Source organism: Rhodococcus sp. HNM0563 (assembly GCF_012726195.1).
Classification (GTDB): Bacteria; Actinomycetota; Actinomycetes; order Mycobacteriales; family Mycobacteriaceae; genus Rhodococcus.
Genome location: NZ_JAASAF010000007.1, coordinates 304,019 through 321,258 on the forward strand (window position 1 = coordinate 304,019; position 17,240 = coordinate 321,258).

Below are 17,240 nucleotides of genomic sequence, written 5' to 3' on the forward strand. Positions count from 1 at the left end.
AGAACCATGCATATCAATCACGAAGCCATCGACACGGTACTCACGGTGCGCGATCGGATGAGAGAACTCGAAGCCGAATCCACGCAGCAACGCAGGCTCGCCGACGAAACAGCCAAAATTCTCCGCGACGCGGGGATCATGCGACTCCTCCAGCCTAAACGCTACGGTGGGTTCGAAGCCGACCCCTGCATCTTCAACGCCGCGATGTACGAGATCGCTCGTTTGTCGAGCTCCGCAGGCTGGGTGACCGGCGTCGTCGGCGTCCACTCGTGGCATCTGGGTTTGTTCCCCGACCAGGCGCAACAAGACGTCTGGGGGGATGATCCGGATACGTGGATCAGCTCGTCCTACAGCCCGGCGGGTACCGCCAGGATCGTGCCGGGCGGTTACGAGTTGACCGGCCGGTGGGGTTTCTCCTCCGGCAGCGATCACTGCAACTGGGTGTTCGTCGGCGCGATGGTCGCCGACGAAGACGGACGTCGCACAGGACAGCAGGTTCACCTGCTGCTTCCCCGCAAGGACTACACGATCGACGACGTCTGGTTCACTTCGGGCCTGATCGGCACCGGCAGCAACGACATCGTCGTCGACAAAGTGTTCGTGCCTGAGCACCGCGTGCACGATGTCGCGGATCTGTACAGCGAGCGCTACCCCGGCAACGAGGTCAACCCCGGACCTCTGTTCCGTATGCCGTGGTACACGGTGTTCGTCAATGCGGTCGTGGTGCCTCTGGTCGGGATGGCCGGCCGTGTCGTCGACGAAGCTGTAGGCATCCACAAGTCCCGGCTGGCAGCGGACCCGACGAAGCTCCCGCATCCGGCGTCGTTGGCGCGTCTGACCGAGGCGGATTGTGAGGTCGACACCGCCCAGCGAATCCTGCAGTCCAACTTGGCGGATGCCTACGCGGCGGTGGTCCGCGGAAAAGAAGTGCCGCTCCCGATGCGTCAACGCAGCAAGCGTGACCACATTGCCGCCGTCGGCCTGGCCGTCTCGGCAGCAGACAAGGCCTATCAGGTCGGCGGCCCACGTTCCATTGTGTCATCGTGTGCGCTGCAGGCAGTTTGGCGTGACGTCCACGCCGGTCAGCACCATGCGATCAACCTACCGGACAAAGTGAACCACGAGTACGGCGAGTACCTGCTCACCGGCGCTCTCAATGGCCTCTACTAATCCAAGGAGCTTTCATGTTTAAGGAGCTGTCATGCCGATCCTCTCGCTAGGATACTTGCGTCTACGTGTCGAATCCACCGAGTCGTGGCGGACATTCGCCGGCGTCTTCCTGGGCATGATGCACGTCGACGGCCCCCTGCCCGATGCACTGCACTACCGCCTGGACGACTATCCGCCGCGCCTGGTGATCTCCGAATCCCTCACACCGGGACTGGAGGCCATCGGTTTCGAGGTCCTTCATCGGAGGGACCTGCAGGATTTGGTCGAGCGGGTCGAGGCCGCAGGTGTCAAGGTCCATATCGGTACTCAGGCGGAGTGCGAGCTGCGCCAGGTCACAGGCTTCGCGGGCTTCGACGATCCGTCCGGGAACCCGCTCGAGCTCTTCTACGGTCCTGTTCTCAGCCACCGTCCCGCGGAGTTGAACGGTGTGTCCGGCTTCGTCACCGGTGACCAGGGCATGGGACATGTAATCGTGAACGTGCTCGACACCGAGGAGGCCTACGAATTCTATGTGGGCGTTCTGGGGTTCGTCGAACGAAACTCGCTTGATGTGCCCGGCGGTGTCAGCTACTTTCTGGGCTGCAACCCGCGGCAGCACACGTTCGGGCTCAGCCCCGCAAAGGCCCCCGCGTTGATGCACTTCATGGTGGAAACCAAGGAAATCGACGATGTCGGCAAGGCACTCGACCGTGCAGCCGATCTCGGCGTGCCGATGATGCAGGCGCTCGGCAAGCACACGAACGACCTGATGTTGTCGTTTTACGTCTACTCTCCTGAAGGCCACGCTACCGAGGTCGGTTGGGGTGGAGAACGTATAGAGGGTCCAAGACCCACGTACAAGATCACCGAGGGCGCTGTGTGGGGACATCGGTACACGCCGCCGCCAGCAGGCACCAAGGGTCTTCCACAGTGACCGGCACGCTTGACGACGGGGCGGCGGAAGCGGCCGCCGCGAACGAAACGCACCAGTGGACACCGAAACTGGTCTCCATTCTGGTCGTGCTGATCTTGGTATCCGAGATTGTTCCCGTCTCGTCGGTTCTCGCGGGGACCGCGCTGCCCGCCATCACAGCGGAGTTCGAGACCACCCAGGCCGGATGGACCATGACGATCGCCTTCTTAACGGCCAGCATCGCGATGCCGTTGGTGGGCAAGCTCGCTGACATGTATGGCAAGAAGCGGCTGCTCATGATCGTGCTCGCAGTGACGGTAATCGGGTCAGTGTTGTCCGCGGTGGCGACGACCTTCTCCGTGTTCCTGATCGGGCGTGCACTGCAGGGCACGATCTTCTCGGTCGCGTTCCTGTGCTATTCGCTGATCCGGGATGTGTTCCCGGCGAAGATCGTTCCGTTCGCCGTGAGCGTCACCATCACCGGAACCGGCATCGTGGTCGTCCTGCAGCCGTTCCTCGCGGGCTGGCTGATCGACAATCACGGTGTCGCAGGCGCGTTCTGGTTCATCACGGCGCTCACCGCCGTGTTGGCCGCTGCCGCATTCGTAGTCGTCCCGGAATCGCCGGTGCGCTCGGGGGACTCCCACCTCGACCTGGTGGGTGCGGTCCTTCTGGGTGGCTCGGTGGCGGCGGTTCTGGTGGCGGTGAGCAAGGCTCCGGCGTGGGGTTGGTTCAGCGCAGGAACACTGGTGCTGTTTCTGCTCGGGTGTGCGATGTTCGCCGCTTGGCTCGTGCAGGCTGGCCGTATATCGGAGCCGCTGATCAACGTGCGGCAGCTACGTCGACCGGCGCTGCTGTTTACTGTGCTCTCGTCGGGCCTCGTGTACGGCGTGGGGACCACCAGCAGCTCGATCCTCGCGATTATGGCGATGGCTCCGCGCGAGTCCGGCGGCGACTACGGCTTCGGTATGACGGCCAGTGAGTACGCGATCTTCGGTGTGATCAATGGCGTTGGAATTGTCCTGGGTGGGTTGATCGTCGGGCTGACCGCCCGTCGAACCGGCGCGAAGTTGCATATGGTTTCCGCTGCTGCTCTCATCGCGATCGGTGTCCTCATGATGGGCGCCGGTCGCGGAGAAGAGCTGGTGGTGCTGATCGCCACCGGGGTGGCGCACCTCGGTGTTGGTTTGGCCGGCGCGGCCATTCCGAACCTCGTCATCGCGGCTGTGCCTGCCGGCTCGCAGGTGGTGAGCTCGAGTGTCGCCGAGGTCAGCCGCACTCTCATGGCCGGTGTCGGAACGACGGTGGTGTTCGTCGTGCTCAACGCCAACGTCCAGACGTTGGTCGAAGGAGTGCCGGTGTACGCGGGTGCTGGGTTCATGTGGGCCTTCGGATTAATTGCTACATGTGCGCTCGTCGGAGGTATCTGCGCAGCCTTCCTCCCACGTCGGCTTGGATCTGCGGCGCGCAATGCCGAAGAGGCGGTACCAGTCGGCGCGAAGTAGCAAAATTCCCATGTCTGTGCTCCTCGGCGGTTGAGCTCGGGTTGCCGACAGGGCCAAATTGTTGCTGGGTCGCCGACCATCTAATACGCCCAAGCCGCGCGGCCGGATATCAATTCTCGCATGCCGGTTTCGAATCTCCGGCCGCCTGGCTTCAGAAGGAGTGACGTGAACTCGATCAGCGAATCAGAGACTCCAGGTGTCGGTCATTCAGAAGGACGACGCGATGTAGGAGGAGCTATCCTTCATCGGTGTGCTGTCGAAGGAGCGCTTGAAGATGACGCCGGTCGACACCATGATCGACTGCTCAACCCTTTTTGAAGGGGCCGACGCTCGGGTACCGTGTCGACCGCTACGAACACTCACTGACCGCGACGCGTGCGTTTCGTGAGGTTGCGCGTGTAGACAGGGTCCCGGCGGCACTCTGCATAATGTGGGGACGCGATGGGTCTGGCTAACCACGCAGAGTTGGCAGCGTCGATCCTCAGGCCGTACCTGGACGAGGAGACTATGCGGGTGGTCGAACATCACGGCTTGTTCCAGGGACACCACTACTTCGACAAGATCGGGTTGGACCGGAACGCGCTTGAGCGCCACAGGGAATCCCGTACTAGGACGCGACGGCACACTTCTGCGGCTCGTAGAAACAGGTATCCCTTTCGACCATCCGACGATGGCACTGGCGTCGATCGTTCCGCACCTTCGGGAGGTCGTCGGCCCGCGACGGGTTACCGCAGCGACTGACTGTCGATATCCGGAAGGAACCCAAGTCCGGTGCTCACGCCGGTCATAGCTCGCCGACAATAGTGGTCGACGAGCTGCCACTACGATGTCCGCCGCTGGCATCTACATCCGATTGCGTCCCGGTCCGCCACCTTAAGCGCCTGCAAGTCAGATCGTTCATGGCGTAAGCCATCATTCTCAACTCGGAAGGACACGCAGTGTCCACCGCTCTAAGGAGGACATGCATGGGATACAGGACTATTCGAGGGATTTGCTGGGCTGCGACAGTCACCGTCGCAGCCACCGTGTTGGCTGGGTGCGGCGGCGGTGCCGCGTTGTCTCCACAGGGATCCGCCGCCTCAGGTAGTGAGCTTGATCCGAACGCAGTCCTGCGCATCACCTCGAATGCGCCGACCCGTAACCTCGACCCTTACCTTCAGGCCAGCTCCGGCGGGTGGAGCTATCTGACACCGGTCTTCGACAGGCTGACCATGGTCGACGCCCAAGGAAACCTGATTCCCGGACTGGCGGAATCTTGGACGTTCGGACCGGACGGTTCATACCTCGAGTTGAAGCTGCGTGGCGACGTGACATTCCACGACGGCACGCCATTCGACGCGGCAGCTGTCGAGGCCAACATTCAGCGCGGACAGACGATGGAGGGCAGCACAGTCGTCGCCGCGCTGAAGAACATCACGAACGTCGAGGTCGTCGACGACCACACCGTGCGTCTGCAACTCGCCTCGGGCACCGGCGTGGAGCTGCCCGGTGTCTTCAGCTCGAATGCGGGAATGATGGTCAGCCCCAAGGCCATCGAGACGGGTGCGGACCTGCGCAACAATCCGGGCCAGTCCGGCTCCGGCGCCTACGTCGTCGCCTCTTACGTGCCCGAGGAGTCGGTCACCCTGGCCCGCGCTGAAGGCACCAATTGGGACCCAGAAGCAGGGAAGGTTGCGGGCATGGAGTTCACGTGGATCCCGGACGCGACCACTCGACTCAACGGACTCAAGACAGGCGAGACGGATCTGACGTGGATGAGCTCGGCCAACGAGGTGACCGAGGTTAAAGCGATGGCAAGCCGCGGCGCGATGAGCCTGATCGAGGTGCCCTATCGCAATGTGTTCGGCGTGTTCATACGACCGCAGGGTGATCTCGCCAAGCCAGAGGTTCGTCAGGCTGTGGCGTCCGCGATCGATCCTGAAGCAATCAGCCAGATGTTCTCCGGAACCTGCATGCCGCAGCGTCAGATATATCCCCCGGGAAGCTGGCCTGCTGACGACGAATACGAGTACCCCTACACGTTTGATTTGGAGAAGGCAAAGAGTTTGGTGCAGTCCGTCGGCGGCGCGAAGGTCACGTTGACGTTCGCAGCGGGCGCCAGCACGGAGAAGCCGGCAAATGTCCTTCAGTCTGCGCTGTCGCAGGCCGGGATCGACGCCGAGCTGAACCCGGTTCCCATCACGCAGAGCGAGCCCCGCTACATCGCGGGTGACTTCCAGTCGATTGTCTCCAACAGCTTCAGCCCCAAGGTGGATCCTGCAGAGACGGTCAGCGCCTTCGTGACGGGTCCGTATGACTTCGGAAACGGCAACCAGCAGATCAAGGAACTTGCGGCGCAGGCCGCTGATCCGACCCTGTCGCAAGAAGAGCGGGCGCCGATCTACAACCAGATCTGGGATCTGACGTTGAAGGAAGCGATGTTCGTGCCGATCTGCAACCAGACCAACGCCACGGTCTCCACCGCCAAGGTGACCGGCACCGAGGACATGCCGTGGGTCAATCTCGGCATCTTCGACGTGCGGCACGTGGGCATGACCAAGTAGCCCTCTCTTTCCGACACCGATACTGCTGAGACACCGATACCTGCTGAGATGGACTGGGGGTTGACGATGTTGCGTTATGTCGGCCGACGGTTGCTGGCGGCGATTCCGCTGCTGTTGATCGTGCCGTTGTTGATATTCTTGTTGATCGATCTGGCGCCGGGCGATCCGGCGGTGATTCTTGCGGGGGAGGATCCGACTCCGGAGCGACTCGAGCTGTTGCGGGCCACGTTGGGTTTGGACCAGAACGTGTTCGTGCGGTATCTGGACTGGGTGGGGGGCATCCTGCAGGGCGACCTCGGTGTGTCGCTGCTCTCGGACCAGTCGGTGGCCGAACTGCTGTTGCGACGGATGGCGACCACCTTGTCGCTCGTAGGCTTCGCGATGGTGTTGGCGGTCGTGATCGGTGTGGTCATGGGGGTGCTGGGATCGCTGCGCCCCGGAGGCGTGATCGACCGCGCGATCAACGTGATCGCCTCGGTCGCGATCGCGATCCCGGCGTTCTGGTTCGGCCTGGTACTGGTGTCGGTGTTCGCGGTGTCGAACCAGATCTTCCCGGCCTTCGGGTACGTACCACTTGCGGACGGTGTGGTGCCGTGGTTCCAGCACCTGGTGTTGCCGGGTGTGGCACTGGCCCTGCTACCGGCAGCGGAGGTGACGGTGCAATTGCGGTCGGCACTCGGTCAGGTGATGGGCAGTGACTACATCCTCAACGCGAAGGCACGCGGGCTGGGGCTGGCGAGCGTCGTCCTCAAGCACGGGTTGAAAAACGCGTGTATTCCGGTCGTGACGGTGCTCGGATTCCGGGTCGCGGAGGTGCTCGGCGGTGCGGTGACGATCGAGATCATCTACAGCATGCCGGGTATGGGCAGCCTCGCGGTCAACAGTGTGCAGAACCATGACGTTCCGGTCTTGCTCGGGTTCGTGTTGTTTACCACGTGCGTGGTGGTGATCGTGAATCTGCTGGTCGACATCTCGTACGGCTACTTCAACCCGAAGGTGCGCACATGACAACGACTCTGCCTACCATAACCGCGTCCGAGCGCATTCACGGGACCGCCGGGCGGGTGTGGGGGTTCGCGCGGCGGCGTCCGGTGATGGTGATCGCCGGGGCATTCGTGCTGCTGCTGGTGCTGATGGCGATCTTCGCGCCGTTGATCGCTCCCTACGACCCCTATGCACAGGAGGTGGCGAACCGGTTACAGCCGCTGTCGTCTGCGCATTGGCTGGGTACCGACGATTACGGCCGGGACGTGTTGAGCCGGCTGATCTTCGGAGTCCGCATCTCTCTGCAGGCCTCGTTGCAGGCCGTCGCGCTGGCCCTCGTCCTCGGGCTTCCGCTGGGGGTGGTCGCCGGGTATCGCGGCAGCTGGGTGGACACCGTCCTCACCCGCATCATGGACGCGTTGATGAGCGCGCCGTCGCTCGTCCTGGCGATCACGATCGTCGCGGTCCTCGGTTCGGGTATCACCAATGCCATGCTCGCGGTGGGCTTGGTGATGGCACCCCGGTTCTTCAGGGTGGCGCGGGCCTCGACGATGGACGTGCGAGGCGACACCTACATCGAAGCGTCGGTGGCACTGGGATGCAGTACCTTCCGCACGATCTCGCGACACATACTTCCGAACGTGATGCCGCCGATCGTGTTGGTGATCTCGGTGTCGCTCGGCACTGCGGTTGCGGCTGAGGCGAGCCTGAGTTTTCTGGGGCTCGGTGCGGCGCCGCCGGCTGCGAGCTGGGGAGCGATGCTCAGCACTGCCGCGTCGAATATGCAGCTCGCCCCGTACCTGGTGTGGCCGCCCGGCGTGATGATCTTCCTGACCGTGCTCGCGTTCACCTACCTCGGCGACGGAGTTCGCCGCGCTCTGACGAGGAGTCGACATGGCGGCAACTGACGCACTCACGCATCTCGAGAAGACCCCGTCGGACTCCACCTCACCGTTGGTTCGGGTGCGCGACCTGACGGTCCAGTTCCGCACCGGTCGCAAGGAGTGGGTGACTGCTGTGCAGGGCGTGTCGTTCGACGTCGCGGCCGGTGAATCGGTCGCTCTGGTCGGTGAGTCCGGATCAGGTAAGACCGTGTCGTCTCTCGCAGTGATGGGTTTGACCGGAGACACCGGCGGTCGGATTTCTCGCGGCAGTGTGGAATTCGAAGGGCGTGACCTGGTGTCGGCACCGCAGGCGGAGTGGCGGGCGTTGCGTGGCACCGGGATGGGCATGATCTTCCAGCAACCCATCCGCAGTCTCAATCCCGCCTACACCGTCGGCGACCAGATCGCAGAGTCGGTCCGCAAGCACCTTGGTCTCGATCGCAAAGCTGCAATGGCTCGCGCAGTCGAGATGCTCGACATGGTACAGATTCCGCGTGCCGCTGATCGAGTGCGCGAGTATCCGCACGCGTTCAGCGGTGGGATGTGTCAGCGCGTGATGATCGCGATGGTCATGGCCTGCAACCCGCGGTTGCTGATCGCGGACGAGCCGACGACGGCGTTGGATGTGACAGTGCAGAAGACGATCCTGCAATTGCTGCAGGACCTGCAGGAACAGACAGGAGTGGCACTGTTGTTCGTCACGCACGACCTCGGGGTCGTGGCGGAACTGTGCCGGCGTGTGGTCGTCATGTATGCGGGGGAGGTCATCGAAGACGGCATGGTCGACGAGGTCTTCTTCACCCCGCAGCATCCGTATACGTCGGGACTGCTGTCGTCGATCCCGCGGCCCGGCATGAGCGCCGGCCGACGGCTGGCTTCGATTCCCGGGCGTATCCCCGCCGCGGGGGAGTGGCCTGCCGGCTGTCACTTCCACGACCGCTGCGCCCACGCCCGGACGGGGCTCTGCGACAGCATCCACCCGACGTTGGACGAGACCATATCCGGTCGTTCCGCACGCTGCCTGCGCGTGACCGACCTGGAACTGCAAGGAGTGACGGGATCATGAGCCTGCTCGAGGTAGCGAACCTGACGAAGTCGTTCCCGACCGGGCGGAACCTGCTGGGGCGCCGCACCGGATGGACGCACGCCGTGCGCGATGTGTCCTTCACTCTCGATTCCGGCGAATGTCTTGCTGTGGTGGGCGAATCCGGTGCGGGTAAGTCCACGGTCGGGCGGATGGTGCTTCGATTGGTCGAATCGGACTCGGGCACAGTCATGTTCGACGGGGAAGACGTGCTCGCCGCCAAACCTGCTCGGCTGCGCGAAATGCGGCGCGGCATGCAGATGATCTTCCAGGATCCGCACAGTTCGCTCGACCCGCGGATGATGGTGCTCGACGCGGTCGTGGAGCCACTCATCGTGCATACCGACATGGACCGCCCGGCTTGTCGGCGTCGCGCCGAGGGGCTGCTGGACAAGGTGGGTATCGGCGCACGGTATCTCGGGAGGTATCCGGCCGAGCTGTCCGGTGGACAGCTTCAGCGAGTGGCGATAGCCCGCGCGTTGACCCTCCAACCGAAAATGATCGTGTGCGACGAACCCGTCGCGGCCCTTGACGTCTCGGTGCGTGCCCAGGTCCTCAATCTGTTGCGCGACCTGCAGGAAGAACTCGGGCTCGCCTACCTGTTCGTGTGCCACGATCTGGCGCTCATCGAGGTCATCGCCGACCGGGTCCTGGTCATGAAGTCCGGAGAGGTCGTGGAAACCGGCACGGTCGACCAGATCTACACCGATCCCCGCGAGAGCTACACTCAACAGCTCCTCGAAGCCATCCCCGTGCCAGTCCCCCGGGTCGAACGGCAAGTTTAGTCGAAGCGGCTCGATGAAGCTCCACGCATTGAGAACGGCGCGCAGGCCTTCGGAGAAGTCAGTGATGTCTGAGGTGCATTCGACCAGTGCAGTACCAATTGCTCTCGCGGCTGAGCACCACGTTTATCACGATCTCCCGGAGCGCATCGTAAGGATGATTTGTCGGAGTCGGAGTCGATAACGACATCGGGGAGCCGACGTTTGGGGATGCGCGGTGCTTCCATGCCGTCATCTCCGTTGGCTTTGCGCCGTGACAACAGTACTCGTGCTCGTGCCTCGTCATGTCGGCAGGCCTGAGTCAGTCCGGTCCGATGGATGGCCGGGCCCATGAACGCTGTCGTATACGCCTCGATCTTACGAAAAGCACTGGTTCGCCCCGCTTTCGTGGGCAGTGTCCAGCCTGGATCGAGTTCAGGTGCCAGAGCAGCCGTGCAATGATGTGACTGCGTTCAGCCACGAGGTTCTTGGCGGTGATCGACCATGAGCCGGATCTCACATTCGACGCCGTCGAGATGAGCGTCGGACAGGCCTGGCTCGTGCAAGGCTGCTCGGACGACCGCAAGCGTATCGATGGGGCTGAGGTCTGGGCAGTTGTGCACCATCGCCTGAGCTTCGCTGGGCACCAGGACCGCTTGTTCACCTGCCGCGATCAGTTCCCGTTCGAGGCGCTGGCTCAGGTGACAGCAGTCCTTGATTGCCAGAGTTGATCTCATACTGTCCTGCCGCCCACAGCAGCAATGCAAAATGATCGTTGTAGAGCCGGGGAGGTCAGCGTGTCCCCGGTGTCCCCTCCCATGGGACAGCCCCACCTCTCATTACGGCCCTCCTCGCTCGTTCCGAAGGTACGTGGCCGAGGTTGTGCGCGGGCCGCACTCACCGGCGGAACGTCAGCTACCGCTGTCGCTTTGGTGTGCACGGGGTGGGTTGGCCAACGACTCCATGAGGTTGCGCATGGCATGTAGATCGGAGCGCAGCTCGTCGAGTTCGGAGCGAAGTTCGTCCACAATGCCGGTGGATGGCTCGAGGTCGGGCTCCGCGGCGGGAATTTGTTCGCGCTGTTCGTTCGCTGGCGCCGGCTGCAGCGTTGCCTCGGATTGTTCGGTTCGAGCCGGCGCGAAGCCGTCGAGGAAGACCGATGTGACAGTAGCAGTGATCGTTTCGATATCGGTGGCGAGGGTGTTCCGATGCCACCTGACCGACTGGAATACGCACTCGCGCATCATCCTCTGGAACTCGAAGATATCTATGCGCGAATTGAATTCCCCGGCGCTCACGCCTTCTTCGGCGACGCCGTACCAGGCACGATGTGACGATTCGACAGCCTTCGCGATCTCAGCGTAGTCGGGAAGCGCGCTCAGATTCTCGTACTCGTTTTGGTAGATCTCGGTGGCGTAGGGGTGTTGGTCTGCGACTTCGAGCGAGATTCGGACCATCAGTGTGAGGCGGTGTCGGGCCGTTCCGCCCCCGGTCAGGACGGCATCGTAGCCCTGCACCAGGTCGGTCAGGAAGCCCATCAGGATCTCGGAGAAGATGGCGTCCTTCGAGCTGAAGTAGTGATACAGCGTCCCGGAGTTCAGGCCGACAGCATCGGCAATCTCACGGATCGTCGTTGCAGACAGTCCGCGTTCGGAGAATAACCGAGAGGATTCTGCCAGGATCATCTGACGCCGACTGGCTGCCACTGTTCACCTTTCGTGTCCGGACTGACAATCTCTGTGCAAGTGCCGTAGCCGAGGCTAGCAGCGGGTCGGGGCCGACTACACGAACGTGCCGGTCATACGGGAGTGTGACTTCGAGCGTCCACCGGGATCGCCGCATGGGCGGGTAAGGGTGTGGAGAAGCGACTTCTCATGAGTCGACCAGGTCGCGGTCCACGTTCGATGTTGCGCAGACCTTCGGAGAATGGGAGCTCGAAGCCCTGCTCGGAAGGGCATGTCCCACCGTGTCGAGTGCGGTTGTACATCAGGTATCAGACGAGCTCCGCGACCGTCGCCACTCGAGGGCCGCTTCACGATCAGAGCTGCCTGACGATGTTCGCAAACGTCAACGGGGGTGTCAACGCGCAGGAGTGTTGTGAGGTGGCCTGCTGAACATCGGATTCGGCGCAGCCTCTGGATAATTCGGCCCAGCACTCTCGAACCCGTTCGGCAACGAATGTTGTTCGATTCCGGCTCTGCTGCGCAGGATCTCCCAACACGTGTAGACGTCGGCGGTTTGACCTTGTTCACGACACGCTGACATTCGACGACGCGGCGACGGAGTCAAGTGCGATCGTGCGGATCTCGCCCTTCGCTACCTTGCCACCCGAAGAACGGGGCAGGTGGTCGACGACCACGAGGTGCTCCGGGTGGAGCTCCTTGGACACACCGCGACCGGTGAGATGCTCGGTGAGCTGGGACAGTGTGAGCTCATGTTCGGGGCGGAGACTGACAACAGCACAGACCCGCTCGCCGAACACCGAGTCCGGTACGGCAACCACGCCGGACAGATCGACGGCCGGATGGGATTCCACCTCCTGCTCGACCTGGGATGCAGAGATGTTCTTCCCGCCGCGAATAATGATGTCGGATGTGCGGCCCACGGGCGTAAGAAAGCCGTCCTCGATCGTGACGACGTCACCCATCAGCATCCAACCGTCTGGTGTGTACAGCTGAGCGTTGGCGGCAGCGTCTTCGTAATAGCCTGCGCATGCCAGCGGACCCCGTCCACCAGGTTGCCCGGGACCTCCGGTGGCCGTGACGTCTCGTCCCCGGTCGTCGAACAACCGTACGTTCATGTCGGGAATGAGTCGACCGGAGGTGCTCAGCCTCTGGGCGGGTGTGTCGGAGACTCGGGTGACGCTGAAGGCGCCACTCTCGTTCGACCCGAAGAACTGGAGAACCGTGGCACCCGTGCGCGCCTCGAACTCGGCCGCACGATCCGGCGGTACGGCCTCACCGCCGGTGAACATCACCCGGAGCGAGGACAAATCCTCCTCGTCGGCCAGTGGTGAGTTGAGCAGCATCCGGAACTGCGTGCTCACGCAGCACAGGACTGTCACCTGCTCCTTGGCGATCATCCGGATCATGGTCTCGGCATTGAACTTGGGGAGTACGACGGTGGGTGCGCCGAGGATCGCCGGGGCATAGTGCGATGTCCACAGGCCGAACCCGAACGGTGCCGGAACGCCACCGAGGAAGATTTCGTTGTCGCCCAGTTCGCCGGCTTCGATCGCGAGGCGGCTGAAGGCCATCCATCGATTGTCGAACTGCGTTACGCATTTGGGGAGACCGGTCGTTCCGGACGTCGAGTTGAGCATGCACAGATCGTTCGGTCCGATGCTGCGGGCAGCCACCGCCGACCGGCTTGCCCGACCGGGCTCCATTGAGCGCGGCTCGGAACCGCGGACGTCGGTGATCCGGTCCACGCCGCGATCCGACAGCACGATGTGGAAGTCGAGCGACACGTCCCGCCCTTGCAGTTCCTGCACCAGTTGTGCCGATGACCGACCGCCGAGGGTTTCGATGCTGATCAGGGTGAGTGCCTGGGTTTTGCGGATGAGGTGGGCAATTTCCCGAGTTCCCGCCCGTGCACCGATGCCGACCGCGACGACGCCGGCCCTCGCAGCCGCGACAAGTGCGGCGTGGACGAGGAAGGTGTCCGGCAACTGGACCGCGACCCGGGCTCCAGTCGGTAGACCCAGCGCCACCAACGCGGCGGCCAGATCGTCTGCTACACAGTCGTACGTGTGCCACGAGATTCTCTCCGACGGTGTGATGAAAGCGGGTCGTTCCGGGGTTGCGGCGGCCTGCGCCCGGATGATTTCGTGCAGTGGTTCGGTTCCCCACCAACCGGACTCGACGTACTGCCGTGCCGTGGCGGTGTCGATCAGATTCATGTACTGCTCCTGTTGGGGGATGATGGGTGCGCGTCGCAGCGGCGACCGGATCGATGTTTGGTCGAGCTCAAACGAAGCGCCTCGAGCTACGAGGGTTCCGGATCGGCAGGCGTCTCGCGCGACCACGCCACGTCCTGCTCGCTCCATGAGCGGGGCGGGCGTGAGAAGACTTCTTCGAGCATCGGCATGAAGAACTCGAGTGATTCGGTGTCGTAGTTCGGGTCGAACGACTCCTGATCCCAAGCAGCGCAGAAATGCGCGCACGAATCGAAATACGGAGAATCTCGATACCGTTCACGGCTGTCGGTCGGGATGCCGAGGTTGTCTCCATAGTGGAAGGTTTGGAACACGCCGTGGTGCTTGATGACCCACACTGCTTCGTCATTGAGGACCGGCTGCAGAATCGCGGCCGCAACGGCGGCGTGATTATCTGGACACAGATCGTCGCCTATGTCGTGCAGAAGTGCGGCCATCACGAGATCGGTGCTGGCGCCCTCTCGATAGGCGCGCGTCGCGGATTGCAGCGAATGTTCGTAGCGATCGACGCGATAGCCGAAGGTGTTGCCCTTCATCGCCTCGAGCAACCGCAAGATTGTGGGAAGCCAGTTGTCACGCCGGTGGATCGCGGCCATGGACTGAATCAGCTCCATCTCCGGGCGAGTCGCGTCGTCCATCCTGGTGAAATCAACTGTGCGAGTGTCGTCGACCATGTCAGCTCCTCGTATTTCGATTGAATTGATGTGAAAAGCGCTATGTGCGAATGGGTGTTGATTCGGTCGCCGGATCGGGAGAGTCGGTGCTGTGGCTCCGTCGAGCTCCGGCGTCTGATTGGACGAGCGGCTGTGGCGACAACCCGGGTCAGGTTCAGTCTGGAGTGTATGCCGCGATCCTCGAGGTGTATCGAATGGTCAGTCCACGCGGGCTGCCGTTTTTTGCGAGGTCTTCTTGGCTTCGGTGAGGTCGATGCCCTTGGTCTCGTGGGTGAAGTAGGCGGTCACGGCAGCAGCCAGCGCGAGCACGATGACGTACCAGGTGAACGTGTCCGCTGCGCCGCGGGACGTCAGCCACGAATTGAGGTACGGCGCGGTACCTCCGAAGATCGCGCCCGCGAGCGACACTGCGATCCCGATGCCCGCGGCGCGGGTCTTGGTCGCGAACAGTTCGGCGAACCACGCGACCTGAGTGCTGGCGGCCAACGCTTGGATGACCAGCGCGAGAGACATCGTCACGGCCAGGGTGCGGGCCGAGTCATCGAGCATCCCCGACAACGGGAAGGCAATACAGGCCACCGCGAGTCCCCACACGATGTTGTTGAGGCGTCGTCCGAAGCGGTCCGCGAGGAGCGCTGCGAGTGGTAAGGCGGCAATGAAGACGAGGTTGGCGGCTACCCCAGCCCACATCGCCAGTTTGTCGTTCACGTGGTGGAAGCTGATGGCGTATGCGGGTGCGTTTACCGACCAGGTGTACGAGAAGACCGAGGTGCCGCCGACCAGTAAGACCACCCGCAGGATCGAACCGCGCTGCGCCCAGATGTCGTGTAGTGCCGATCGTGCCGACGACTGCGTGATGGGCTCGTTGTCCTCGTTGGAGTGATCAGCGAAGGCCGCGGATTCTTCAAGACCGCGACGCAGATAGAGCGCGAAGAAGCCGAGAGCACCGCCGATCAGGAACGGAATGCGCCATCCCCAGTCGGCCATTGCGTCAGAGTCGATCGCGGTGCGCATGAGGGCGCCGAGGAGGGTGGCGAGTACCGTTCCGCCGACGGTGGACATGATGATCGTGCTGCCCCACAGTGCGCGGTTGTCCGGGCGCGCGACTTCGGCGATGTAGGTGTATGAACCGCCCTGCTCACCGCCGTGGGCCACGCCCTGGATGCACCGAACCAGTAGCAGCCACAGGGAGGCGAACACGCCGATTTGGTCGTAGGTGGGTGCCACTGCGATAAGGACACTCGATGCGGCGACGAGCGTCATCGTCAGTACCATGACGAATTTGCGTCCCCGTCGATCGGCGACGAGACCGAACAGCAAGCCGCCGATCGGGCGCATGACGAATCCGGCGGCGAACACAGCCATCGTGGAGAGGAGGTTCGACACCTCGTTGGCCGAGTGGAAGAACTGGTTCGAGAAGTAGACCGCGAAGATCGCGAAGACGGTCCAGTCGAACCACTCCAATGAGTTACCCATGTTGACGGCCAGGATCATCCGCGCCTTGGCTCTGAACGTGGACGAGGGGGCGGCCTCAGGATTCTGCGGAGTGTCGTTGCGTGACGACGACGTCATGCCTGTTCTCCTTGTCGCGACAAGCCTCGACGGAAGCGTGGGAGCGGAGTGTCACGCCGGCGGTTCAGTATCCGGGAGAGCAATTCTCCCGGACTGTTTCGATCCCCGACCTCACCGGCGTTCATCGATTTCTGCTCCTGGGGGCGTTTGGAGTCGGTCACCCGCGGGTCAACACGAAGGGGCGGGGAGATGGATGTCCACGCTGGATGGCGTGCGTCACAAATATAGGACTACCATCGACGGAAGTCAATCAATCGATTGAGTGGCATTTGCTTCCATTGCCAATCTTTGTCAGTTAGAGTTCGGGCCATCCCTAATCTGTGATCCCGATCTCAACTTCTGGAGGGCGTTATGATCGTGTACGACGAACCGGCGACGACCGGAGCGGATACGGATCCTGCGGTCGAGTGGAGTCCGCGTGCCACTCCACCGATCGGCGTCGACCTCACGAACGAGCAGAGTCTTGCCTGTGCGTTCCGGACGTTGGCGCATGACGGCTTCAGCGAGAACATGGCCGGCCACATCACGTGGGCAGACCGGGACGACTCCAGCCTCTTGATCAACCCGTGGGGGTTGTGGTGGGAGGAGGTCTCGGCCTCCGACGTGTGCCGTGTCGATTCGAACGGTGTTGTGATCGAAGGGAAGTGGGACGTAACGCCCGCTTATCACATCCATACCGAATTGCATCGACGTCGGCCGGATGCACGGGTGGTCATCCACAACCACCCGTACTATGTGACCTTGCTGGCCGCCGTCGGTGTGCTGCCGATGATCGCGCACCAGACCGGCAGTCTGTACGACGACGACTTGTCTCTGGTCGACGAGTACGGTGGCGAGGTCAACGACGCCGAAATGGGCAAGGATCTCGCGGACCGGATCGGCGACTGTAACAACGTGATCCTCGCCAGTCACGGCATCATCACCACCGCCGACACGATCGAACTCGCGGTCTACCGCGCGGCGTCGATCGACCGGTTCTGCCGACTTGCCTACGACATCCTGCTGCTGGGCAAAGAGCCCCTGCCGATCGAGAAGAGCATCCGGTCCGCGATGCAGAAGGCGCTCGTAGAGCGCGCTGCGGGCGTCTACTGGGCCGGCGCGGTCCGCAGACTGCTCCGGATCGATCCCGGTGTGCTCGACTGAGGGCATCCATCCAACCTAAAGACCTTTCGTTAATTGGGTGAGTACTGCTCACAAGGAAAGTCCGGTGTGGTCGAGGAAGCCGTGACACAGG

The 17,240-nt window shown here is 62.6% G+C and carries 14 protein-coding genes; 9 read left to right on the forward strand and 5 right to left on the reverse strand.

Annotated features, from left to right (window positions below; genetic code table 11):
• Positions 1–6 precede the first annotated feature (6 nt).
• The 8 genes from HCA61_RS18405 to HCA61_RS18440 all read left to right on the forward strand — a co-directional run bounded on the left by HCA61_RS18405 (position 7) and on the right by HCA61_RS18440 (position 9,847).
• The gene (locus HCA61_RS18405; protein ID WP_169689626.1) at positions 7–1,170 is read left to right on the forward strand and encodes an acyl-CoA dehydrogenase family protein; all 1,164 of its coding nucleotides are present in this window, start codon (positions 7–9) and stop codon (positions 1,168–1,170) included.
• A gap of 31 nt (positions 1,171–1,201) precedes the next feature.
• Positions 1,202–2,083, forward strand: a complete 882-nt coding sequence (locus HCA61_RS18410) for a VOC family protein (RefSeq protein ID WP_169689627.1) — start codon at positions 1,202–1,204, stop codon at positions 2,081–2,083.
• Positions 2,080–3,567, forward strand: a complete 1,488-nt coding sequence (locus HCA61_RS18415) for an MFS transporter (RefSeq protein ID WP_169689628.1) — start codon at positions 2,080–2,082, stop codon at positions 3,565–3,567. The genes HCA61_RS18410 and HCA61_RS18415 overlap by 4 nt, the downstream gene beginning before the upstream one ends.
• Positions 3,568–4,622: 1,055 nt before the next feature.
• On the forward strand, positions 4,623–6,110 hold the full coding sequence (locus tag HCA61_RS18420) for an ABC transporter substrate-binding protein (protein WP_240959765.1): 1,488 nt from the start codon (positions 4,623–4,625) through the stop codon (positions 6,108–6,110).
• Between the two features lie 48 nt (positions 6,111–6,158).
• Positions 6,159–7,118, forward strand: a complete 960-nt coding sequence (locus HCA61_RS18425) for an ABC transporter permease (RefSeq protein ID WP_240959767.1) — start codon at positions 6,159–6,161, stop codon at positions 7,116–7,118.
• Positions 7,115–8,002, forward strand: a complete 888-nt coding sequence (locus HCA61_RS18430) for an ABC transporter permease (protein WP_240959768.1) — start codon at positions 7,115–7,117, stop codon at positions 8,000–8,002. Before HCA61_RS18425 ends, HCA61_RS18430 begins: the two co-directional genes overlap by 4 nt.
• Entirely contained in the window at positions 7,989–9,044 is a 1,056-nt protein-coding gene (locus tag HCA61_RS18435) for an ABC transporter ATP-binding protein (protein WP_169689629.1), read from the forward strand. The genes HCA61_RS18430 and HCA61_RS18435 overlap by 14 nt, the downstream gene beginning before the upstream one ends.
• Positions 9,041–9,847, forward strand: coding sequence for an ATP-binding cassette domain-containing protein (locus HCA61_RS18440; protein WP_169689630.1), 807 nt, complete (start codon positions 9,041–9,043; stop codon positions 9,845–9,847). Before HCA61_RS18435 ends, HCA61_RS18440 begins: the two co-directional genes overlap by 4 nt.
• A 449-nt stretch (positions 9,848–10,296) precedes the next feature.
• On the opposite strand, the gene HCA61_RS18445 is transcribed toward HCA61_RS18440, so the two are convergent.
• From HCA61_RS18445 to HCA61_RS18465, 5 genes are all read right to left on the reverse strand, one after another.
• Positions 10,297–10,560 carry a hypothetical protein gene (locus HCA61_RS18445; protein ID WP_169689631.1) on the reverse strand — a complete coding sequence of 88 codons (264 nt, stop codon included), beginning with the start codon at positions 10,558–10,560 and terminating at the stop codon, positions 10,297–10,299.
• Between the two features lie 174 nt (positions 10,561–10,734).
• Complete coding sequence (locus tag HCA61_RS18450; RefSeq protein WP_346777593.1) at positions 10,735–11,529, reverse strand: TetR/AcrR family transcriptional regulator; 795 nt, start codon at positions 11,527–11,529, stop codon at positions 10,735–10,737.
• A 542-nt stretch (positions 11,530–12,071) separates the two neighbouring features.
• A complete protein-coding gene (locus HCA61_RS18455; RefSeq protein ID WP_169689632.1) occupies positions 12,072–13,724 on the reverse strand; it encodes a class I adenylate-forming enzyme family protein in 1,653 nt (550 codons plus the stop codon).
• Between the two features lie 86 nt (positions 13,725–13,810).
• Positions 13,811–14,434, reverse strand: coding sequence for an HD domain-containing protein (locus tag HCA61_RS18460; protein WP_240959769.1), 624 nt, complete (start codon positions 14,432–14,434; stop codon positions 13,811–13,813).
• Between the two features lie 198 nt (positions 14,435–14,632).
• Positions 14,633–16,006: an MFS transporter gene (locus tag HCA61_RS18465; protein ID WP_169689633.1), complete on the reverse strand. Its 1,374-nt coding sequence runs from the start codon at positions 16,004–16,006 to the stop codon at positions 14,633–14,635.
• A gap of 351 nt (positions 16,007–16,357) precedes the next feature.
• On the opposite strand from HCA61_RS18465, the gene HCA61_RS18470 reads away from it, so the two are divergent.
• Positions 16,358–17,149, forward strand: a complete 792-nt coding sequence (locus tag HCA61_RS18470) for a class II aldolase/adducin family protein (protein WP_169689634.1) — start codon at positions 16,358–16,360, stop codon at positions 17,147–17,149.
• Positions 17,150–17,240 lie beyond the last annotated feature (91 nt).